Here is a 23,129-nt window from a genome sequence, read left to right on the forward strand (position 1 = left end):
TCAAAGGTTGACCATGAGATGCCGGTGTATCGCTTGAACTGTGTTTCAGAAAGCTTCTTTGAATCGATGTATTTCATCCGCAGATTATGCACGAATGCCAAGAAATCTGGAGTGCAAATATTAACCAAAAAGAAGATCGTTTTTTGATTTATGAAAGAGATCTAATAAAGAGAAGGTTAAGCTAAGATTAATTTTTTTAACATAGAGAAAAATAATGTCGCAAATAAAAGTTTATGCTTTAAGTGAAACAATAGAATTACATCGGGATAATTTAAGTAAAGCTATTCATCAAGCTTTAGTCAAAGAATTAAAATATCCTGAAGAAAAAAGTTTCAACGCTTTATTTCATTAGAACCAAAAAATTTTATTTATCCAGCAGATCGTAGTACATCTTATGTAATTATTGAAATTTCTATGTTTGATGGAAGAACAAAAGAGACTAAGAAAGCATTGATTAAGACTTTGTTCAAAAATATAAGCAATTTATGCGGTATTGATTCAAATGATATTGAAATTACTATATTTGAGACCTCTAAAGAAAACTGGGGGATTAGAGGGGAAAGTGCGGATGAATTACAGCTGAATTATAAGATAAATATTTGATTTTAATACAATCGATATAGTGGGTATTAGGTGGAATTAAAAAAGTAGCCTTAAACCCTTATTTTTATGATTCTGATTAACATTTAAAGTACAACACCAAGTTCTTGGAGTATCTTTGATTTTGATGGGTCTTAAATAAAGTACTATTTCATTTTTCCTATTTCTAAAATCATTCCCTGTCACACTTCGGCACTTCCTTTGATAGTCGAGACTGAGTAGAAAATAAACCGAATGAGATACTCAAAAGTGAGGTGGAAATATGAAGTATTGAGAACATGTGAAGAATAAAGGACAGTTTCTCAGTATTATTTCCCTTTCAATAATGTTAATTTGCTAGATGCAAAACCCACTATTAGAACAAGAATAAATCTAAATATGCTGTTTGAGCAGATCCAAGGAGGTGATGATGCAGATGAATCATCCGGTCTATGATGTAGTGATTGTCGGTGGCGGTATCAATGGTGTTGGCATTGCGGTTGACGCTGCGGGCCGAGGCTTATCGGTTTTTTTATGCGAAAAAGATGATTTAGCTAGTCACACTTCTTCTGCAAGCAGCAAGCTTATTCATGGTGGTTTGCGCTATCTGGAGCATAAAGAATTTCGTTTGGTGCACGAAGCTTTGGCCGAACGGGAAATTCTGTTGGCGAAAGCCCCGCATATTATTCATCCACTTCGTTTTATCATGCCTCATCAACCGCATTTGCGTCCTGCATGGCTCATTCGGACGGGTTTGTTTTTTTATGATCATCTGGGAAAACGGGAAAAGCTAGCAGGTTCTCGACATATTAGGTTTGATGCTGTTAGCAGTCCTTTAAAGGAAGACATAACCCAGGGTTTTGAATATTCGGATTGTGCAGTAGATGATGCCCGTCTGGTGATTTTAAATGCCATGCAGGCACATGAGCTGGGAGCCTATATTGCCACCCAAACACGTTGTACAGCTGCTGAGCGTGAAAATGAATTATGGAAAATTCATCTGGAAGATTCGCAAGGGAGTTATCAGGTACAGGCGAAAGCTTTGGTCAATGCTGCCGGACCTTGGGTAACCCAGTTTATTGAAAAAAGCTTAAAACAGAAATCACCTTATGGGCTACGCCTGATTCAAGGCAGTCATATTATTGTGCCTAGAGTTTATGATGGCGATAAGGCTTTTATTTTACAAAATAAAGATCATCGCATTGTTTTTGTCATTCCTTATCTTGAGCAATACACGCTAATCGGAACCACGGATCATGAGTATCAAGGCGATTTAGATCAGGTTGAAATTACTCAGCCGGAAATGAATTATTTGCTGGATGTTTATAATGATCACTTTAAGCAGCAGTTAGGTCCAGAAGATATTTTATCGACTTATTCCGGTGTTCGCTCTTTATGTGATGACGAGTCAGATAATCCATCGGCCATTACCCGGGATTATACTTTGGCACTGTCGCATCCGCAGCCGGATGAAGCGCCTTTGCTTTCAGTATTTGGCGGGAAGCTCACTACTTATAGAAAGCTGGCGGAGGCAGCCATAGCGCACTTGGCAGTAACCTTTCCTGAAATAAAAAAACCTTGGACTGAAAAAGCGTTATTGCCTGGAGCTGAAAATCTGGTTTCGCTGGAACTTCTAATTCAGCAAATTATGCAGCGTGTGGAAAATATCCCTTTGCCCTTGGCCTCACGCTGGGCTCACGCTTATGGTTCACGAATCTGGCAGTTTTTAGGGCATATTTCCAGTTTGAAGGAGCTGGGTGAAGACTTTGGTCACGGCCTGTTTGCCAAAGAAGTCGATTATTTGGTAGATCGGGAGTGGGCCAGAACCAGTCAGGATATTTTATGGCGTAGAAGCAAACTTGGTTTTCAATTTAATGTGGATGAAATATCGCGTTTAGATCAGTATCTTCTAAAGTTAATGATTAAAAGATCAAATGAAATTGGCCATAAAATAAAAAAGGGCACAGACGTACACAACGGGTTGCTAGAACATAGTAGAGTTAGCCAGAGTGAAGCTGGATAGCCCAGGTAAGCAGGTTATTGGGATGAGTGCTTTAAAAAAATCCCTTGTTATATTTTTTGTTCATTGATCCATTCAAGTCGTCAAATAGACAAAAAAAGACCGCATGAGCGGTCTTTTTTCATTTTAACTTATAATTAAGCTGATTTAACTGCTTCTAAAAGCTCAGCTTGACGTTTTTTCAACGCTTCTGGTAAACGTTCACCCAGTTTGTCGAATAGTTCAGTGTGGCTTTCAAGCTCTTTGATCCATTGATCTTTATCTTGAGCAGTCACGAGATCAAACTGTTCTTTGGTGAAGTCTACACCAGTCCAGTTCAACTGTTCGTAAGTTGGAACACGACCGATTGGAGTTTCAACTGCATCAGCGCGGCCTTCACAACGGTCAATGATCCATTCAAGCACACGCATGTTTTGACCAAAACCAGGCCATACAAAGTTGCCTTCAGCATCACGGCGGAACCAGTTCACATTGTAGATGCCAGGAAGTTTGTTGCCCGCAGCAGCAGCTTTAGCACCAACTTTCTCGCCCATTTCTAACCAATGCGTGAAGTAGTCAGCCATGTTGTAACCCGCAAATGGAAGCATTGCGAATGGGTCACGGCGCACAATACCTTGCTGACCAACTGCAGCAGCAGTCGTTTCAGAACCCATAGTTGCAGCTTTATACACGCCATCAACCCAGTCAAAAGCTTCTGAGATTAAAGGCACTGTGTCTGCACGGCGACCGCCGAAGATGAATGCAGAAATAGGAACACCTGCCGGATTTTCCCAATCAGCATCGATAGATGGGCATTGACCTGCAGCAACAGTGAAGCGCGCATTCGGATGCGCTGCTTTCTCTTCACCGGTATGGGGTTGACCTTTCCAGTTGGTTAGATTTGCAGGCGCTTCTTTGGTCAGACCTTCCCACCAAACTTCACCGTTGTCAGTCACAGCAACGTTGGTGTAGATCACGTCTTTGTGAAGCGTGGCCATACAGTTCGGGTTGGTCTTGGTATTTGTACCAGGTGCTACACCGAAGAAACCAGCTTCAGGGTTGATTGCGTATAAACGACCATCTTCACCTGGTTTGATCCAGGCAATATCGTCACCTACGGTTTCAATCTTCCAGCCTTCATAGCCTGCTGGTGGAATCAGCATCGCAAAGTTGGTTTTACCACAAGCAGAAGGGAATGCAGCTGCGATATAGTGCTTTTCACCTTGTGGATTCGTTACCCCAAGAATCAGCATATGTTCAGCTAACCAGCCTTGTTCACGTCCCATATAAGAGGCGATACGTAAAGCAAGACATTTTTTACCCAGCAATGCGTTACCGCCATAACCAGAGCCGTAAGACCAGATTTCACGAGTTTCTGGGTAATGAACGATATATTTTTCAGGGTTGCAAGGCCATGCAACATCTTTTTGACCTTCTTCCAGCGGAGCACCTACAGTGTGTACGCAAGGAACGAATTCACCGTCAGTACCTAATACGTCATAAACAGCTTTACCCATGCGTGCCATTTTAGACATGCTAACTGCAACGTATGGAGAATCTGTTAATTCGATACCGATATGGGCAATATGAGAACCTAAAGGACCCATAGAGAAAGGAACCACATACAAAGTACGGCCTTTCATTGAACCATCAAATAAACCGTTCAGACGAGCACGCATTTCTGCAGGCGCTTCCCAGTTGTTGGTTGCACCAGCATCTTCTTTGTTTTCTGAACAGATATATGTACGACCTTCAACACGCGCAACGTCAGAAGGATCAGAATTTGCAAGATAAGAACCCGGATGTGTTTCTTGGTTCAGCGCTTGCATTGTGCCGTTAGCGATCATCAAGTCGATATAACGTTGATATTCTTCTGCGCTACCGTCACACCATTCAATTTTTGCTGGTTTTGTTAAATTAGCAATTTCTTCCACCCAAGCAATAAGCTTAGGGTGACGAACGAATTCTGGTGCGTTCACTTGGGTCATGGTGAGGCCTATCTCAAATGTGTACAAAAGGTTGTACAAAGTACAATCTGAACAATACAGCAACTGCTCAGATGAAATATGAAAAAAAAGTGGCTGTATTAAAGCATAAAATCATAAAAAAAATAAGACTAAAGGCGCGCTAGATTTTTTTTGGAATATAATGCTGCTCATTGATTAAGTTGATGTAAAACAACCACATAAGAAGGATATCTTTGATTTTAATTGTTATTTTGTATTTTTATGTGCAGTATTTATTTAATTGATTATATTATTTATCAATGGCTTATATTAAATATTTGTTCTCACTCATTTATTGATTAAATGAATGACTGTGATTTGAATTTTACATAAAGCACCTTTTAATTGTCTATGAATTCGACAAAATGCCTAAAGGTGTCAGTATATTTAAGCGAAAAATGTCTAAGCAATCTAAACCTCTATCGATTATTTATAATCATAATTCAGGCTTTCGTATTACAGGTCAGCAAGAGCTGTATACAGAGCTGACTAATATTTTTGCATCGCATGGCTATGACACTCAGGCTTTTGAAATTAATACTCCAGAACAATTTAAACTGATTATGCAGCAGGTGCTGGAACGACACTCTCAGGCATCTGACAAAGGCATTGTGGTCGCGGCTGGCGGTGATGGTACTTTAAATGCAGTCGCCAAGTATTTGCTTAATACCCCCATTCCTGTTGGGATTTTGCCAATGGGCACGTTTAATTATGTTGCCCGAAGATTACATATTCCTTTAGAGCTGCTTGAAGCGGCCCAGGTGATTGTCACAGGTCAAGCTAAGCGGATTCATGTGGCACAAATTAATCAGAACATTTACCTGAATAATGCCAGTCTGGGCTTATATCCTTTATTTATCAAAAAAAGAGAAGATTATAATCGTCTTTTTGGGCGTTTGCCTTTGCATGCTTATACCTCAGCACTGGATGTGTTGATTCGTAATCATAAGGAACTCAAGCTGGAAATCTGGATTGACCAGAAAAAATATCCGGTAAAAACGCCGTTGATCTTTTTTGGAAATAACCCTTTGCAGCTGGAAGAAATGAAAATGCGGATTGCTCAGGCAGCAGAGCAGGGTAAAGTCGCTGGGGTGGTGGTGGCCAAAAGCGATAAGCTGACTTTATTCAGACTGGTTTATCAGCTAATTAGAGGCAAGATTGATCAGGCTTCGGACGTCTACAGTTTTGCAGCAGATCATGTCTGTATTAAAGCAGGGCGTCACAAGCTGATGGTGGCCATAGATGGAGAAACTGTAGAAATGACACCGCCTCTCAATATTGCTGTCCTTAAAAATAGCCTAAGCGTTTTGGTGCCTTATGATTCTACATCTCTCTGATTTGCATTTTGGAACAGAAAGACCTGAGTGTCTGGAGGCGATCCGTCAGTTCTGTCAGGCTCATCCTCTGGAGGCGGTCGTGGTGAGCGGAGATTTGACCCAGCGCGCCAGGTTTGCACAATTTTATGCCTGCAAACGATTTCTGGATCAGCTCAGTACACCTTATCTGGTCATTCCCGGCAATCATGATATTCCGCTTTATCATTTATGGAATCGCCTCTTTAGTCCTTTTACCCGTTATCAGTTTTTTTTCCGTGAACTGGAGCCCACCCTCGAAACGGAAAATTTTTATCTGATCGGAGTGAATTCAATCCGGCGTCGCTATCATACCAAAGGGCATTTATCGCTTGAGCAGATTCAGCGCATTGATCAGAAGTTGGCACAGGCACCTTCCTCTAAGATCAAAATTATTGTGAGCCATCAACCTTTTTATGTGCCTTTTCACAATAAGCGCGGTTTTAAAGATAGCCCACTCATGGCCAAGATTGCCTTGGAGGCTTGGGCCAGACATGGCCTGTTCGCGGTCTTGCATGGTCATCTACATCAGCCAGCCAGCTATGACCTAAACTGCATGTTTAGGCTTGGGGTAGATCATCCCGTTTATGATGTACACGCTGGAACTTCTACCTCGCATCGGCTCCATAAAAGCCAACCAAACAGTTTTAATCTGATTGATGCAGCAGGAAAAATTTCTCAATATTTATTTGATGAGCAAACTAAAAACTTTGTATTGCACCCCGATGCGCTGAATAAATAGACGAAATGATGTAATTGATCAAAAAATATCAAAAAAAACGAAATTTTTTTTATTTTTACCCTTGAAGCGTTTTATTCCATCTCCATAAAAGTGACATCTAAAAGTTTTGATAGTGACCCAGGGAATAACGAAGTCATTATCAGTAATCAAAAAGACTTAGTCTGATGGAGTTAAATATGAGCAACATTCGTCCATTACATGACCGCGTTGTTATTCGTCGTGTTGAAGAAGAAACTAAAACAGCTGGCGGTATTTTACTTCCAGGTTCTGCTGCAGAAAAACCGGCACAAGGGGAAATTATTGCAGTAGGTAATGGTCAGATCACTGACAATGGCGTACGCGCATTAGATGTAAAAGTTGGCGATAAAGTATTGTTCGGTACTTATGCCGGCACAACTGTAAAAGTGGATGGTGAAGAACTATTAATTATGAAAGAGTCTGATATTTTAGCGGTGCTAGAAGCTTAATTTCGCTAAATACAGTCTTACACATTCCATATCAGATTTTGTAAAGCTATTAAAAATATTCGGAGTCAACTATGTCAGCTAAAGACGTAAAATTTGGTGATTCAGCTCGCAGCAAAATGATTGCTGGTGTCAATACGCTTGCAGATGCGGTGAAAGTAACGTTAGGTCCTAAAGGCCGTAACGTTGTAATCGACCGTTCTTTTGGCGCACCGCACATCACTAAAGATGGTGTTTCTGTTGCAAAAGAAATCACCCTAAAAGACAAATTTGAAAATATGGGTGCGCAGCTGGTTCGCGAAGTTTCTTCAAAAACCAATGACATCGCAGGTGACGGTACAACAACTGCAACCGTATTGGCTCAAGCTATCCTGAACGAAGGGATCAAGTCTGTAACTGCGGGTATGAACCCAATGGACTTGAAACGCGGTATCGACCTTGCAGTAAGAACTGTGGTTGAAAATATCAAAACAACTGCCAAGCCAGCATCTGATTCTAAAGCAATTGAACAGGTTGGTTCGATCTCTGCAAACTCTGACACCACTGTAGGTAAACTGATTGCGCAAGCAATGGAAAAAGTGGGCAAAGAAGGCGTGATCACTGTTGAAGAAGGTTCAGGCTTTGAAGATTCGCTTGATGTTGTAGAAGGTATGCAGTTTGACCGCGGTTATATCTCTCCATACTTTGCAAACAAGCAAGATACTTTAACAGCTGAACTGGAAAACCCGTTCATTTTGTTGGTTGATAAAAAAATCAGCAACATCCGTGAACTCATCACTGTATTAGAGGCTGTTGCAAAAACAGGTAAACCGCTTCTGATCATTGCTGAAGATGTTGAAGGTGAAGCACTTGCAACACTTGTTGTTAACAACATGCGTGGCATCATTAAAGTATGTGCGGTTAAAGCGCCTGGTTTTGGCGACCGTCGTAAAGCAATGCTGCAAGACATCGCGATTTTAACTGGCGGTACTGTAATTTCTGAAGAAATCGGTATGCAGTTAGATCAAACAGCGCTTGAACACCTTGGTACTGCACACAAAGTCACAGTGTCTAAAGAAAATACGGTCATTGTGGATGGTGCTGGTGATGCAGCTCAAATTGCTGACCGTGTACAGCAAATCCGTGCGCAAATCGAAGAATCTACTTCTGAATACGATAAGGAAAAACTTCAGGAACGCGTTGCTAAACTGGCAGGCGGTGTAGCAGTTATCAAGATCGGTGCTGCAACTGAAGTAGAAATGAAAGAGAAGAAAGACCGTGTAGATGATGCGCTTCATGCAACTCGTGCAGCGGTTGAGGAAGGTGTTGTTGCTGGTGGTGGTGTTGCGCTAGTACGTGCAGCAAAAGCACTTGACGGTGTGACTGGCATAAACGATGACCAGAATGTAGGTATTAACATCCTTCGTCGTGCGATTGAATCACCTCTTCGTCAAATCGTTGCAAACGCAGGTGATGAACCATCTGTTGTAATCAACGCAGTGAAGAACGGTGAAGGTAACTTTGGTTACAATGCTGCAACTGGCGAATATGGCGATATGCTGGAAATGGGTATCCTTGATCCTGCAAAAGTAACTCGTTCAGCGCTTGAGCATGCTGCTTCTGTAGCTGGCTTGATGCTGACCACTGAGTGTATGATCACAGAAATTCCAGAAGAAAAACCAGCTATGCCAGATATGGGCGGTATGGGTGGCATGGGCGGCATGATGTAATTCATCATCCGGTCATTCGATCTAAAAAATCCCCGCTTATGCGGGGATTTTTTTAGCTGATGCATTATCAGGATGCTTTTTTAAGCAGTTTATAATTCAGCTTGCTCTCGATTTTTTGACCATTTTCAAGATTACGCGCTTCAAGAAAATTTTCACCTACAAAAAATTTCCGGTTTTCAGCCTTGGCATCCAGAATAATAATTGAAGGCTGTTGTGAGTCAAAACTGAAACTGCCTTTAATTTCAGTTTCATTGTTTTTACCTTTACCGAGATACTCTTCCTTTAATTCATAGGTTTTATCGGGATGAAGTTCGAGTTCGACCTTGATGCCTTCACAGTCTGCGCAGGGGAAAACACCCTCATATTCACCTGCCCAATCTAGGGCAGTTTCTGCACGATCACTGGCGGTCAGGCCAGTACTGGATGTGCTTTGAGCGCTTGCAGGTTCTGAAGAGGTAGAAGAATTGAGAACTGAATCGGCCTGCTCGGTATTGGTCATGTCACGTTCTTCCTGTTTTGAACAGGCGGTTAAGCTTGCAACCGTTACAGTCAGCAGGGCGGAAAATAGAATTTTTTTCATTGAGGTTCACCTGGTTTTTTATTGCACTTTAAATACCTTAAAAGGACAGGGAAAATATAAAAGAGAGATCTTGTTAAAGTTTGATTCCGTAGGTGAAGCAAGTGAAGTTGAGCAAATATAATTTGAAGAATCTTGGAAATATCAGCAAGTATAATAATTTCATCAGCATGTAATCGGCTATATCCAGCATGAAATAATAAGTATTGTTATAGAAAGTCAATAACTGGAAATTTTCAGATTTCAGGTTTCTGCCAGATCAGGAGATTGTTGGACGCGGGTTAAATAATTCGTCTTATTTATTCCAAATTCAGTCAAAATTAAACGTCTATCATCCAGATTTAAGGTATTGCCTAACTATTTACCGGATGTGAAAGTTCCAATCCACCATGAGTATCTGGTGAAAGATGGGCTGTAAACTGAATAGTGGTCGTATTCCAAGCTAACAATCTGATGTCTATGCCGGAATGACCGAGATCATCAGAACTATCAGCTTCACCCTGTTTGTACATCCATCTTCTAAAATAGCGAATAAACTAGCGCTGTTATGCGTGCGGTTAATTTTCCGGAAACCTGTAATGTCTTTATCTGAAAATTGGGAGATGGGTGGCATAAAAAATATGCGTTATCGCAAAATAGCCAAAAGGTTATAGAGTTTGATATCAGCCCAATTAAAAAAGTAATTGATTAGGGGCTGTCCTCATTTGATAAATAGTTCAAAAAATGACTATTTAGATGCTTAAAATTGAATGTTTAATGAAGGAATTGCTGATTTATTAAACAAGATACAGAGTAATTTGCTTCGTTAAATGAAATGAGGACACGCCCTAGCAAAAAGAAAAATCTCTTGTTTAAATTTAAAATACAAATATAAATTAATTGTCTATTTTGTGTACATTTCACTCTATCTATATTTTACTTTGTTGTTAGACTGTGCCGAATTTTTGCGAATGATTGTGACCTATCGTGTTTGAAAAGTGGGCTGAAAAAACTCTGAATTTAATGGGCTGGAAAACTGATAATCAATGGCCGGAAGACCTAGATCAATGCGTGATGATCGCAGCACCCCATACCAGCAACTGGGATGCACTTTATGCGCGTCTGGCTTTAAAAGCGTTGAGGGTGAATGTCCGCCTGACGATTAAAGACAGCTATATGAAACTTCCATTTGGACCGTTTGTACGGGCGATGGGGGGTATTGGTATTAATCGCTGTCCTAAGCAGCCAGGTGAGCCGCGTCCAAGTATGGTTCAGGTCATGAGTGACTTGTTTAAAGAACATCCTAAACTGGTAATGCTGATTACTCCGGAAGGTACGCGTTCCCGTCAGGAGCAATGGAAAACCGGTTTTTATCATGTAGCAATCAATGCTGGTGTGCCTATTGCCTTGGCCTATATGGATTATGAGAAAAAAGAGGCAGGTGTAGGGAAAATTATCTACCCAACTGGAAATTATGAACAGGATATGGCTGAAATTATGGCCTTTTATGTCAACATTCAACCGAAATTTCCTGAAAAATTCAGCATCGACCAGCGTTATGCAGCTTAACCGGATACAAGCTGAGTTCAGGGGTGATGCTGGGTAGTCAAGATGCCTCCGAGATTCTGGCAGGCATCTTTATACAGATCATATTGCTGCTGGACTACTTCGGTTAAGGAAATATCAAATAGCTTTTGACCTTGCTGATATTGCTGAATATAGGATTCAGCTTTGGCTTTGGTGCTGTAAAGTGACTGCTGATAATAGTCCGTCACTGCATTGTTTGACATTTGTGAGGTTTCAATCTTGGTGCAGCGAAAGTTATCGAGCATCTGTTCTGATTTTTTAAGATCACTAGACATACAACCTGCCAGTAAGATGCTACCGAGCAATGCTGTGATAGTTTTCATAATAAAAATAGGTAGGTTTGGTAAGAAAGTGAATAGTGTAAATTAAAAATCTTATTTAACCTCTCTAAATTTAAATAACTGGTTAAAAACTAGGAAATTGACCTCTTAACTTAAAGCCAGTGGCTGGCTTTAAGTGCTTTCGTTGTACAGACCTTAGCCTTTTACCAAACCGCCATCTACAATCAGGTTTTGTCCTGTGACTGCGCGTGCATAAGGAGACAGGAACATAAGAATAGCCGCAGCAAATTCTTCGGGTGATACCACATGGCCCATCGGCGTAGAAGCCGCGATCAAGTCAAACACAGCATCTGGTGTGGCTTTGCTGGCATCGGTCTTTTGTAATAACCCACCTGAGAGCATATTGACATGTATACCATACTGTCCCAGATCTTGAGCGGTGGTGCGGGTAAATGCCAGTAGGGCAGCTTTTGCAGCGGTATAGTCATGATAAGGCACCACCGGGTTCTGCACCAGATTCGTCCCGATATTGACAATACGGCCAAAGCGGTTTTGTTGCATATCTTGTAGCGCAGCTTGAGTCGTATTTAAAGCGGCCTGTACTGCTCCGCTCAGCTGGCGTTGCATCATGTCCCAAGTCAGTTGCTCTACTTTAGGACGCGCATCGCCATTAAATTCAAACTGGATCAGAGCATTATTGACCACGGCATGAATCGCTTCATTAAAATGGTTTTTAGCAGCCGCAAACATGGCATTAACCTGATCAGCTTGTGTTACATCGGCCTGATAGATAAAAACTTGCTCAGGATACTGTTGGGCCAACTGTTCAGCTGCTTGCTGGCTATTATGATAATTCACCACCACACGCGCACCTTCGGAAAGCAGGGCATGAGAAATAGCTAGACCAAGACCGCGGGCACCGCCAGTCACAAGAACAATCTGATCACGAATTTGCATGAATTTTATCTGAAGTTACTGAACATGAACCTACCATAACAGTTCTAGGAATACTGTCCAAGTTTTAGAAAATAATCTGGATCGTCTGATTTACATCAGCTGGCCCATGAGCAGAAAACCTGCCGGCACTGAACAACCGCTCTAAAATAATCCGCTTAAAGACCAGTTCAAAAATGTGATAAAGCAACTTGGCACCCAAAATGGCAGAGAGGACAAAAATCATGAGAATTGCCAGAGAAGAGAAATGACTGCCAATAAGCCCCGAGGCTAAACAGCTGAATAGAAAGATTAAAATGACGCAGGATATTAGGCTGTGCTGCTCTGTGTCGTTGTCTAATCATTATTTAGGTTGAAGGAACCGAAAAATAAACTTAACCCTCCTAAAATGCCACCTATAAAGCCGATCACGCTGTCAATGACTTTTCCTGGACATTCAAGCGCGGCTAGTGGGGGGGCAGTAGCATTATCGGTGACCAGAGAATCAAAAATATTCCCAGCACCAATTTAAAAGTATTGGCTTGAATGATGTGGAATAAACAAATACCGAGTGGGATTCCGATTCATCCTGCTAATAAATCAGGCAGATCAAGCCAAGCTATCCGGGTAAAACTGACTGGTGTTGTTCCTGACTTAGACAAATGAGATGACTCCAGACAGCGGGGCATACCTCTAAGGGGCTGCTGGTTGGGCTACAAAACCCAGATTCAGAATGACAGGGCAATTAAAGCCAAGGCAAAACCGGTCAGGCCTTGAACGAAAGCTGCAATCATGGCGCCTACAATAAAAACCAGCAAGGTCGTAAAATGAAGTGCTTATATAGAGGTAAATAGTTTTAGCAGATTCCTGCAAAATCCAAGTTTATATTTCACTGGATTGATACCTGAAGGCTGCGGTCAGATTCGCCTGAATCTCTGTACGCATAAGTAGTGAATAAAAGCTACAACAGTACAACAATCATCACGTTTATTCTCCATTAAATCATTCGATACTAAATAATGAAGTAAGAGGGGATGAATATGAAAAGAATCATATTACTGTCTATATTGGCAATCTCTGTCACCGGTTGTGTGGTTGACCCTTATGATGATGGTGATTATCGTTACAATAAAGACCGTCATGGACAATATGATCGGAATCATGGTGACCGCCACTATGACCGAAAACATGGTGACCGCGACTGGAAACATAAAGATCATCGGGACTGGAAACATGATCGGGACAACCGTGACTGGCGTCGTGACCGTTAAGCAGGTTATGGCTTAGTTTTTAACTTGACGATGTAATTACTTAAAAAGGATTCCATACTGGAATCCTTTTTTATGATTTTTTTCGATCACTATGCATTTACATTTTTCTGATACAATCCCGCCCGGATCATACCTGCTTTGGTCGTTTTAATTAAATGCCATGAAGCCGGAAGCTTCAGCTGATGTAAGTCCTTGTCTGCTTCGACATAAATATAAGCTTCAGACTTAATCAGCGGATCTGCTTGCTGAGCCAATTCTTCCCATAAGTCTAGGCCATAAGGGGGGTCCAGAAAGACCAGGTCAAATTGCTGCTTTATATTTGTCAACGCTTGCTGCGCCGTAGCAATTTTTAACTGGGCACGTGACTTGGTGACTTTTAACAGCTCAAGATTATTGGTTAAAAACTGCGCCTGAGTACGGTCAGGTTCAATCATGACCACTTGAGCAGCACCGCGTGACAGCGCTTCAAAGGATAATGCTCCCGAGCCTGTGCACAGGTCCAGGACAACAGCATTCTGAATATCCCACATGAGCCAGTTGAACAGAGTCTCACGAACGCGGTCTGGCGTAGGACGAAGCCCTTCAATGCTGGCAAAAGCCAGTTGCCGGCGTTTCCAGTCACCTCCAATAATACGAAGCTGATTTTTCATGGTTAATCTCGCTCTATAGAAGCAGGTGCAGGGGTTGCGGGAGCTGAAGTGTTTTCTGGGGGAGAAGCTGCCGCGTTGTCAGATGTATTCGTTGTGCCTGCTGAATTTGGACTGAGCAGACTTTCACCACTTGGCAATTCACCAGGTTTGATCCCCGCAGTCATCAGGCCACCACTTAACTGATGGTTGTGTGGACGTACTGGATTTTTATCCTTGTGCAGCAGCCAATAGTCGAAGATCGGACGGGCAAGTGCTGTAGCCGCACTACCACCGCGGCCGTTTTCCAGAATCACTGCAATGGCAATTTCAGGACTTTCTGCTGGCGCAAAACCGACGAATAAACCGTGGTCAAGCTGACGTTCATTCAGTAAGGCTTCGTTATAGCGCTTTCCTTGAGCAATACTTTTAACCTGTGCCGTTCCGGTTTTACCTGCAATTGAATACTGTAAGCCCCCACGAATCCCACGGCCGGTCCCAGTCTGGATGACGTCAACCATGGCATCACGCATTTTAATCCAGTCTTCATCGCTTCCATTAAATTCAATTTTGCCATGCGTGCCATTATGTACCTGGAAAGATTTTGCACCACGGCTTTCTCGCAGTACGTGCGGAACGACTTTATTGCCATGGTTGGCAGTAATAGCTGTCGCCATCGCGAGCTGTAAAGGGGTTGCAGTAAATGCGCCCTGACCAATACTGACTGAAATGGTTTCACCGCGTAGCCATTTAGCATTTCGGGTACGCATTTTCCAATCCGGGTTAGGATAAAGTCCTGAACTTTCACTGGGCAGATCTACACCGGTTTTTTCACCAAAACCGAACTGGCGCATCCAGGTATCCATTTTTTCAATACCCATGCGATAGGACAGCACATAAAAATAGGTATCACAGGAAACATTCTGTGCCTTATGCATATCGACTGCACCATGCCCGGTCTTTTTATGATCACGGAAACGGTGACTATCGCCAGGCAGGCTAAAATAACCCGGATCAGAAATGGTGGTATCCCAGTCCACATAACCATAATGAATCCCGCCCAGTCCAAACATGGGTTTAATGGTGGAACCTGGTGGATAGACCCCTTGTACAGCACGGTTATAAAGCGGCTGGTCGAGGTTATCCCTTAATGCACTATAGTTCTTGTGGCTAATTCCGGTTACAAACAGGTTCGGGTTAAAGCTGGGGCTAGAGACCAGGGCCAGAATTTCTCCAGTTTTCGGATTCATGGCCACAATGGCACCACGGCGTCCAGCCAGCTGCTCTGAGGCAACAACTTGCAGGCCATAGTCCAAGGACAGGAACAGGTCATTGCCACGGACTGGGTCTTTACGGCCGAGATGACGCAATACATTACCAAAGGCATCGGCTTCAACCGATTCATTGCCCGGAACTCCGTGCAGTAATTCCTCGTAGGATTTTTCTACCCCAATCTTCCCGATCAGGTTGGTGCCGGCATACAGGTCTTTATCGATCGACTTGAGTTCTTTGTCATTAATACGGCCTACATAACCGATGACATGAGCAAACAGCTCACCATGCGGATAATAGCGGGTCATCTGGGTCTCAATGTTGACACCTGGGAACTGATATTTCACTTCACTAAAACGTGCAATATCACTTTCATTCAGGTTCAGTTTAATCGAGACCCGTTCGGTACGACGAGCGGTTTTAATCCGGCTCTGAAAACCTTGGATATCTTCTTCGCTCAGGTCTAAAATTGGCTTGAGTTGCTCAATAGTCTGGTCAATATCCTTGACATCTGCACGGCTTAACGTTGCTGTAAAAACTGGATAATTATCGGCTAAAAGCACCCCATTACGGTCATAGATATATCCCCGTGCGGGCGCTAAAGGTTGCAGGCGAATCCGGTTCTGGTCAGAAGCCGTGGAAAAAGTTTCAAAATTAAAAATTTGCAGGTAAGCATAGCGGCATACCAGCAGCAGCATAAAGAAAATGACGATTCCAAACGAAATCATGACCCGATTGCGATAGATGCGCTTTTCTTGTTGTGCATTTTTTAAAGGAAAGTGCTGCTTCATAACGCGATCGACTTAAGACCTGAGAGAAAAGAATCAAAGTGGAGTATTCTAACGCAACTGTTCTTAATTTGATAACGAAAAAACAGCTGCAAAATGAGATGGCGACGACGTTTTGACTTTGTAGACATGAAAATTATAAGCTGCTGCCTATAACAGTCTGGATAATTCTGCTAAAGTCGAAATTAAATAAAAATAGAGCTCTACCAAAAAATATAATTAAGGATGATGGTGAAGGAATGAACCAAGTTTACCCTTTGTTAATGTGTGCTTTATGGGCAGTTGCGGGTTCTGCCTATGCCCAGGACAATCACAGGCAGGCCCAGTTAAATGATCAGCAACCCAAAACTTGGAATATCGGAGCAGGGTTGACCCAGAAAATGCTCCATTTAAATACTGAATGGGTGAATCCTTATGGGATTGCTTATGTGAAAGGTGGTGTCTTTATCAACGATGACAAGACTGTGGGAGCACAAGTTGGCTTTCGTTACCCGGCCCACCTCACAGGTAAAGATAAAAATGGTTATTATATTGGAGCTTATGCAGGACATATTGATACTAAACAGGTAGACCGCCAAGATAAAGCTCGCTTGGGTGCAGGCGTTGATCTGGCCTACGTCTTGCTGAACTCAGAGCGGATCAGCAGCTTTAGTATCGGGATAGGGGCAGGTGAGAAACTAGAAGACCGAAACGGCCGGGTGGTGGCTGAAACTGAACCGCGGCTACAATTTTCCTATACTTTAAGTATCGGTTTATAGAGAAAATATTTGACTTTATTAATACGTGTATACTGTGAACAAAAAATTAAATATGGAAGTTATGCATGCTTGAGTACGTCAACGAGTTATGGCAAGTCTTTTTGAATCGCCCGGATTTCTGGGCCGTGCTCAGCATTATCCCGGTCACTGCATTTGTAACGTGGGCACACGTATGGATGGCACTGAAAATGGTGTTTTATCCAATCAACTTCTGGGGTTTTCATATAGGCCCTCTACCTGTGGGATGGCAGGGGATCGTACCGCGTAAAGCTGGACGTATTTCGGGAATTATCACAGATAATACTTTATCTAAACTGGGCTCGTTGCATGAGTTTTTAAATGCCATGGATCCAGATGATATGGCTCGTATTATTGGTGAACAGGTGAGTTTTGAGCTTGAGCACCTGATTGATGAAGTGATGATCGACCGTAATGCGGTACTTTGGGAAAATTTACCTTATTCTATTAAACGCCGTATTTATGCCCAGGCCCATAAGCAGCTGCCAAGTACCTTAAAAGAACTTGTGACCGAGCTGACCATGAACGTCGAGTCACTGGTCAATATGCGGGAGATGGTGGTCAGCCAAATGGAAGGTGACCGGCGTTTAATGGTACGCATGTTCCTTAAAGTCGGGCAAAAAGAAATTAACTTTATCTGGCATATTAGCGCCCTGATCGGAATGCTCTTTGGTCTGTTCCAGATGATAGTATGGTTTGTGGTGCCTTGGCACTGGACTGTGCCGTTCTGGGCAGCAATCTGGGGCTTTCTGACCAACTGGATTGCCATCTGGATGGTATTTAATCCAGTGGAGCCGCACTATATCAAGTATCCGCAATTCTTCGCCCGGACTGCCGATCGCAGCTTCCCTTGGATCAAGCCGGTAATTCCACGAATTAGCACCTATAACATACAAGGTGCCTTTATGAAACGTCAGGAAGAAGTCTCTGATGTTTTTGCAAGTGTAGTCACAGAAGATCTGATTACGCTAAAATCAATCATGACTGAAATGATGTATGGCAGTCGAAAAGATAAGACTCGCCGTATTGTCAAACGCCATATTAACGAAATTATGGAAACACCGTTGGTTCGGACCTCTTTACAGTTGTCTTTAGGACCCAAAGAGTATGCAAAACTCAAGACAGACTTGATCGATCGCTCGATTGAAATTACGATGGTGCCTGTATGCGACCCTGCATTTAATGCGAGCCGTGCACAGAAGATCTATCAAATGTTTAGAGACCGCATACGCGAGCTGACACCGAAGGAGTTTCAGAATCTGTTACGTCCTGCATTTCAGGAAGACGAATGGATCCTGATTGTATTGGGTGGTGTCACCGGTTTTATTGCGGGTTTAATCCATTTGTTTGTGGCTTTCTTATAATGAGATGCCGGGGGACACAATCAGAGGATTGTGGTCGTGGCGTCATACATATTGTTTAAATGAGGATGTTTATATATGCGCATTATTTTACTCGGACCACCTGGAGCAGGTAAAGGTACACAAGCTCAGTTGATCTGTAAGCGCTACAATATCCCACAAATTTCAACCGGTGATATGCTCCGTGCTGCGATTCGTGAAGGAACTGAATTAGGTCTACAAGCTAAAAACGTCATGGATAATGGCGGTTTGGTTTCTGATGAATTAATTATTGGACTGGTCAAAGAACGTATTGCACAGCCTGACTGTGTAAATGGCTGTATCTTTGACGGTTTCCCACGTACTATTCCACAGGCTGAAGCGCTGGAAAAAGAAGGCATCGATATTGATCATGTGATTGAAATTGATGTACCGGATGAAGAAATCGTAAAACGTCTGTCTGGCCGTCGCCAGCATCCGGGTTCTGGTCGTGTTTATCATATTATTTACAATCCACCTAAGGTGGAAGGTAAAGACGATGAAACGGGTGAAGATCTGGTTCAACGTCCTGATGATCAGGAAGCGACAATTCGTAAGCGCCTGGGTTCATACCACACTGAAACTGAACAGTTGGTGAGCTTCTATCAGAGCCGTGCAGCATCTGGTGAAAATGCGCCGACTTATGACAAGCTAAACGGTTTACGTCCAATCGAAGATGTTCAGGCTGATCTCTTCGCGGTTCTGGACCAAACAAAATAATCGATTTTCGATAATTTTGACTTTAAAAGGGCTCTAAGTCATATTAGGGCTCTTTTTTATGGTTGATTGGAAAGGGCTGACCACTGTGGAAATTGCGATATTACTTGGAATAGGACTTTGTTTGGTTGTCCTGGTAGGCCTGTTTGTATTGAGCTTTAAAATGCTAAGAAAAGTTCAGAAAGAAGAGCGCACAGAAAATGTGGGTAAAGTACCTATGCGTCAGCTGCATCCAAAATTACAAGCTGAACTTGATCGGGCCAAGCAAGAACAAGCTGAGCAAGACAAGAAATAAATACCGGAAACAAAAAGTCAGCTGAGGAGTAAAGGATGCAAGAATTATATTTTTTAACGCTAGGCGCTCGATTTTTTCCTTAGTTTCCAACTCACTTCTGCTGACTTGGCGGGGAAAGCCTGGTATGTATAAAATTCCTTATTACCCAGCCCGACACCATTATTCAGGCTGATTGTTCTGAGATGAACTCTATTCACAAACCCCACTTCAAACTATTCTGCATGATGACTCTCTACTCTCGGCGTTAACCAAAGACAAGCAATTTATAAGAGCTTTTCATTTCCTCAGAACTTAACTGAAAAGATTAATCAATACTTTTTACTGGAATGGCTTGGCCTGCGCCAAATTCAAAACGGTCCGGCCAGTTGCAGACATCGGCGACAACACATTCAGAACATTTAGGCTTGCGTGCGATACAACAGTAGCGGCCATGCAGAATTAGCCAGTGATGGGCATCGACAATAAATTCCTTGGGAATGACTTTCACCAGACAGTGTTCTACTTCCAGTACATTCTTACCCACGGCCAGACCTGTACGATTACCTACCCGGAAAATATGGGTATCGACTGCCATGGTCGGCTGACCAAAAGCCGTATTTAACACCACATTGGCGGTTTTGCGGCCTACGCCGGGCAGAGCTTCCAGATCAGCACGATTGTCCGGTACTACGCTATTATATTTCGTGATGAGTATTTCACAGGCTTTAATGACGTTAACCGCTTTTGAATTATATAAACCAATGGTTTTGATATACTCCTTTAAGCCGTCTACGCCCAAGGCATAAATTGCTTCGGGAGTATTGGCCACTGGAAACAGTTTGTCGGTGGCTTTATTCACGCTGACATCGGTTGCTTGGGCAGACAGGGTTACGGCCACCAACAGTTCAAATGGGCTAGAATAATTCAGTTCAGTTTTGGGATCTGGTCGCTGCGCTCTTAAGCGCTCAAAAAAGATTTGAACCTGTTTCTTAGTCATGTTTTTTACAGGTTTATGACTTGCGGTACTCATATTTTATCCTTGTAATCCCTGTAATTTCTGCTGTAATTCCTCAAGCTGTATACGTTTCTGTTCATTTTCACGTACAGAAAGCTGTTTTTCCAACTTCTTGATTTGCGTGCGGAGTTTGGCAAGTTCAATCGTCGTTTGCGCATCGGAGATGACCACCTCATCTGCCGGTTTCTGGATAACTTCAATAGCCGGAACCTGCTCAACCTGGGCAGAAAATTGTGCAAATAGGGCAGTATTGATTTCAGCCCGTACAACTGGACCCTTGCGGTTCATTCGGCGTTTCTCTTCACGCTGGATATGTGCATAGTAACGTTGACGCAGGTCATCCTGCTCAGTGATACGCTGTGCATCTGTAGCTAAAGGCTGCTGATCCTCGACCAGATCAATGCAGTCGACCGGGCAAGGAGGAATACATAATTCACAGCCGGTGCAAAGCTCAGTCAAAACTGTATGCATGAGTTTGCCTGAACCAATAATTGCATCTACCGGACATGCACTAATACATTTGGTACAACCAATGCATTCATCTTCACGAATAACCGCTTTCATCCGCTGTGGCCGGCCATCGGCCTGGATCGGCCAGACACTTTTTTCGGCCGGAAGTTTAGTGCGATTTAATAATGTGGCCAGAGCATCCGCAACCGGCTGTCCTCCTGGTACACATTTATTTGCATTTTCACCCTCAACAATAGATTGGGCATAAGGTAAGCAACCATCACGATGACCACATAAACCACATTGGGTTTGGGGCAGTAAAGCATCAATGGACTGGATGAGAGAAATTTGCGAAGTCATGAATAACCAGAGCAGCTCTTGCTTGAGCTTTAGTATAAGTGAAACAAAATATGTCGTTTTTTCAATTTTAACATAAATTTAAAGTCACATGATGGGCAGGATTTTTTAGCATTTAGTGCCTTGTTTTTTAGACATAAAGGCAGAATTCTGGATGGACTCAATTAGCATTTTCTGACAAAGGAAAAATTTTTATAATGTGTATAAATATTTGTTATCAAATTAATTTTAAAGATTTTTTCAAAAAAGTATTGTAGATTAGTTACAAAAGATATTTAATATTTTGCGCCAAAATTTAACATTGATTGTAAATTTGACCAATTTTGATCCATTTTCTGCTGAGGATTAAGCGTTGAAATACAACACACTTAATGAGTTCCTAGATTACGTAAAATCACGTGATGCACATCAACCAGAGTTTCTTCAAGCGATTGAAGAAGTGATGACCAGCTTGTGGCCATTTATCGAGAAAAATCCACAATACGCAGCCCACGGTTTGCTTGAACGTCTAGTTGAACCAGAGCGCGTGATCCAGTTCCGTGTTGCCTGGGTGGATGACCAAGGTCAAACCCATGTCAACCGTGCTTTTCGCGTGCAATATAACTCAGCGATTGGTCCATTTAAAGGTGGCATGCGTTTTCACCCATCGGTGAACCTGTCTATCCTGAAATTCTTGGGCTTTGAACAAACATTTAAAAATGCCCTGACTACATTGCCTATGGGCGGTGGTAAAGGTGGTTCCGACTTTGATCCTAAGGGCAAGTCAGAAGGGGAAATCATGCGTTTCTGCCAGTCTCTGATGATTGAGTTATACCGTCATTTAGGGTCGGACACCGATATTCCTGCGGGCGATATTGGTGTAGGCGGTCGTGAAGTGGGCTATATGGCGGGTATGATGAAGAAGCTCAGCAATGACACTTCATGTGTATTCACCGGTAAGGGTCTGACTTTCGGTGGCTCACTGGCTCGTCCAGAAGCAACAGGCTACGGAGCTGTGTATTTCGCTGAGGAAATGCTTAAGAGCTGTAGCGAAAGCTTCAAAGATAAAGTGGTGACCATTTCAGGTTCAGGTAACGTTGCACAGTATGCCGCTGAAAAAGCGATGTATTTGGGTGCTAAAGTTGTTTCACTCTCTGACTCGGGGGGTACGGTATACATTAAAGACGGCTTTACGGATGCCTTGTTGGCTGAAGTGATGGAACTGAAAAACGTAAAACGTGGCCGTATTTCCGAATTTGCTTCCAAGCATGGTTTTGAGTATCTGGAGGGTAAGCGTCCTTGGTCCATCAAGTGTGATATTGCGCTTCCATGTGCCACTCAAAATGAGCTGGATGAGTCTGATGCTGAAGCTCTGCTAGCAAATGGCGTGATCTGTGTGGCGGAAGGTGCAAATATGCCTTCCACGCTGGAAGCGGTTGAGAAGTTCGTTGAAGCGAAAATTCTTTATGCGCCAGGTAAAGCTTCAAATGCAGGTGGTGTGGCCACTTCCGGCTTGGAAATGTCTCAAAACGCTTTACGTTTAGGTTGGACATTTGAAGAAGTCGATGAGCGCTTGCATGCAATCATGAAAGAAATTCATCGTAACTGTGTGAAATTCGGTATGCAAGAAGATGGCACTGTGAACTATGTAAATGGTGCAAATATTGCCGGCTTCGTTAAAGTAGCGGATGCGATGCTTGCACAGGGTGTATTCTAAATCTGAATATAGCTAAATAAAAACCGAGGATTTTACCTCGGTTTTTTTATTGTCTTTACAAACAACAGTCCAGACTTAAGCGAGGGCAGTTACTCTAAAATATCATTCGATCAGGGTGGAAGCTTGATCACAGTGTTGGAGTTTGATCTTCTAAATTGACTTCGATGCGAATTTTTCCAAAGTTCAGCATTATAATTTTTATATCAGAGATCTCTGTACACGACAAAAATAGATAACTCATTGAAATAATGTCATAATAATTGTTTTCTAACGACGAATACTATGACACATCTCAATGAG

Annotated in this window: 19 protein-coding genes and 3 pseudogenes; 13 read left to right on the forward strand and 9 right to left on the reverse strand. The window is 42.6% G+C overall.

What is annotated here, in order from left to right; genetic code table 11:
• Positions 1-214: 214 nt before the first annotated feature.
• Both NI467_RS12560 and glpD read left to right on the forward strand, forming a co-directional pair.
• Positions 215-603 (forward strand): annotated as a pseudogene (locus NI467_RS12560) (tautomerase family protein).
• A gap of 403 nt (positions 604-1,006) precedes the next feature.
• A pseudogene (gene glpD / locus NI467_RS12565) lies at positions 1,007-2,509 on the forward strand (glycerol-3-phosphate dehydrogenase); the annotation flags it as partial.
• Between the two features lie 227 nt (positions 2,510-2,736).
• Here glpD and NI467_RS12570 read toward each other — a convergent pair.
• Entirely contained in the window at positions 2,737-4,566 is a 1,830-nt protein-coding gene (locus tag NI467_RS12570) for a phosphoenolpyruvate carboxykinase (GTP) (RefSeq protein ID WP_253153259.1), read from the reverse strand.
• A gap of 416 nt (positions 4,567-4,982) precedes the next feature.
• On the opposite strand from NI467_RS12570, the gene NI467_RS12575 reads away from it, so the two are divergent.
• From NI467_RS12575 to groL, 4 genes are all read left to right on the forward strand, one after another.
• Positions 4,983-5,921 carry a diacylglycerol kinase family protein gene (locus NI467_RS12575; protein WP_253153261.1) on the forward strand — a complete coding sequence of 313 codons (939 nt, stop codon included), beginning with the start codon at positions 4,983-4,985 and terminating at the stop codon, positions 5,919-5,921.
• Positions 5,902-6,678 carry a metallophosphoesterase gene (locus NI467_RS12580; protein WP_151203287.1) on the forward strand — a complete coding sequence of 259 codons (777 nt, stop codon included), beginning with the start codon at positions 5,902-5,904 and terminating at the stop codon, positions 6,676-6,678. Before NI467_RS12575 ends, NI467_RS12580 begins: the two co-directional genes overlap by 20 nt.
• Positions 6,679-6,854: 176 nt before the next feature.
• On the forward strand, positions 6,855-7,145 hold the full coding sequence (groES, locus tag NI467_RS12585; protein WP_067729023.1) for a co-chaperone GroES: 291 nt from the start codon (positions 6,855-6,857) through the stop codon (positions 7,143-7,145).
• A gap of 71 nt (positions 7,146-7,216) precedes the next feature.
• Positions 7,217-8,851 (forward strand): chaperonin GroEL, encoded by a 1,635-nt coding sequence (gene groL, locus NI467_RS12590; protein ID WP_151203288.1) that lies wholly within the window; start codon positions 7,217-7,219, stop codon positions 8,849-8,851.
• 67 nt (positions 8,852-8,918) lie between these two features.
• Here the strand turns inward: groL and NI467_RS12595 are convergent, their stop codons facing one another.
• Positions 8,919-9,431, reverse strand: coding sequence for a copper resistance protein NlpE (locus NI467_RS12595; protein WP_253153263.1), 513 nt, complete (start codon positions 9,429-9,431; stop codon positions 8,919-8,921).
• 963 nt (positions 9,432-10,394) lie between these two features.
• On the opposite strand from NI467_RS12595, the gene NI467_RS12600 reads away from it, so the two are divergent.
• Positions 10,395-10,976 carry a 1-acyl-sn-glycerol-3-phosphate acyltransferase gene (locus NI467_RS12600; protein WP_151205975.1) on the forward strand — a complete coding sequence of 194 codons (582 nt, stop codon included), beginning with the start codon at positions 10,395-10,397 and terminating at the stop codon, positions 10,974-10,976.
• Between the two features lie 17 nt (positions 10,977-10,993).
• Here the strand turns inward: NI467_RS12600 and NI467_RS12605 are convergent, their stop codons facing one another.
• The 3 genes and pseudogenes from NI467_RS12605 to NI467_RS14940 form a co-directional block, all read right to left on the reverse strand.
• Complete coding sequence (locus tag NI467_RS12605) at positions 10,994-11,317, reverse strand: hypothetical protein (protein WP_253153264.1); 324 nt, start codon at positions 11,315-11,317, stop codon at positions 10,994-10,996.
• Positions 11,318-11,470: 153 nt separating this feature from the next.
• Positions 11,471-12,232, reverse strand: a complete 762-nt coding sequence (locus NI467_RS12610) for a 3-oxoacyl-ACP reductase (protein WP_151205977.1) — start codon at positions 12,230-12,232, stop codon at positions 11,471-11,473.
• 64 nt (positions 12,233-12,296) lie between these two features.
• Positions 12,297-13,002 (reverse strand): annotated as a pseudogene (locus tag NI467_RS14940) (sulfite exporter TauE/SafE family protein).
• Between the two features lie 246 nt (positions 13,003-13,248).
• Between NI467_RS14940 and NI467_RS12620 the strand changes: the two are divergent.
• Positions 13,249-13,479, forward strand: a complete 231-nt coding sequence (locus NI467_RS12620) for a hypothetical protein (protein WP_151203293.1) — start codon at positions 13,249-13,251, stop codon at positions 13,477-13,479.
• An 89-nt stretch (positions 13,480-13,568) separates the two neighbouring features.
• Here the strand turns inward: NI467_RS12620 and rsmD are convergent, their stop codons facing one another.
• Together rsmD and mrdA are read right to left on the reverse strand one after the other, a co-directional pair.
• A complete protein-coding gene (rsmD, locus tag NI467_RS12625) occupies positions 13,569-14,129 on the reverse strand; it encodes a 16S rRNA (guanine(966)-N(2))-methyltransferase RsmD (RefSeq protein ID WP_151203294.1) in 561 nt (186 codons plus the stop codon).
• Positions 14,130-14,131: 2 nt separating this feature from the next.
• Complete coding sequence (gene mrdA / locus NI467_RS12630) at positions 14,132-16,168, reverse strand: penicillin-binding protein 2 (RefSeq protein ID WP_253153268.1); 2,037 nt, start codon at positions 16,166-16,168, stop codon at positions 14,132-14,134.
• A gap of 236 nt (positions 16,169-16,404) precedes the next feature.
• On the opposite strand from mrdA, the gene NI467_RS12635 reads away from it, so the two are divergent.
• From NI467_RS12635 to NI467_RS12650, 4 genes are all read left to right on the forward strand, one after another.
• Entirely contained in the window at positions 16,405-16,923 is a 519-nt protein-coding gene (locus NI467_RS12635; protein ID WP_151203296.1) for a hypothetical protein, read from the forward strand.
• Positions 16,924-16,988: 65 nt separating this feature from the next.
• Positions 16,989-18,305 (forward strand): hypothetical protein, encoded by a 1,317-nt coding sequence (locus NI467_RS12640; protein ID WP_253153270.1) that lies wholly within the window; start codon positions 16,989-16,991, stop codon positions 18,303-18,305.
• A 75-nt stretch (positions 18,306-18,380) separates the two neighbouring features.
• Positions 18,381-19,040, forward strand: a complete 660-nt coding sequence (gene adk / locus NI467_RS12645) for an adenylate kinase (RefSeq protein ID WP_151203298.1) — start codon at positions 18,381-18,383, stop codon at positions 19,038-19,040.
• 85 nt (positions 19,041-19,125) lie between these two features.
• Positions 19,126-19,332, forward strand: a complete 207-nt coding sequence (locus NI467_RS12650) for a hypothetical protein (RefSeq protein ID WP_151206145.1) — start codon at positions 19,126-19,128, stop codon at positions 19,330-19,332.
• Between the two features lie 304 nt (positions 19,333-19,636).
• On the opposite strand, the gene nth is transcribed toward NI467_RS12650, so the two are convergent.
• Complete coding sequence (gene nth / locus NI467_RS12655) at positions 19,637-20,341, reverse strand: endonuclease III (RefSeq protein WP_253153272.1); 705 nt, start codon at positions 20,339-20,341, stop codon at positions 19,637-19,639.
• Between the two features lie 3 nt (positions 20,342-20,344).
• The gene (locus tag NI467_RS12660; RefSeq protein WP_151203301.1) at positions 20,345-21,136 is read right to left on the reverse strand and encodes an RnfABCDGE type electron transport complex subunit B; all 792 of its coding nucleotides are present in this window, start codon (positions 21,134-21,136) and stop codon (positions 20,345-20,347) included.
• 349 nt (positions 21,137-21,485) lie between these two features.
• Here NI467_RS12660 and gdhA point away from each other — a divergent pair, with 349 nt between their 5' ends.
• Positions 21,486-22,829, forward strand: a complete 1,344-nt coding sequence (gene gdhA, locus NI467_RS12665) for an NADP-specific glutamate dehydrogenase (RefSeq protein ID WP_174660066.1) — start codon at positions 21,486-21,488, stop codon at positions 22,827-22,829.
• Positions 22,830-23,129 lie beyond the last annotated feature (300 nt).

Origin of the sequence: Acinetobacter sp. S4397-1, from assembly GCF_024129285.1 — a bacterium.
Lineage (GTDB): Bacteria > Pseudomonadota > Gammaproteobacteria > Pseudomonadales > Moraxellaceae > Acinetobacter > Acinetobacter lwoffii_C.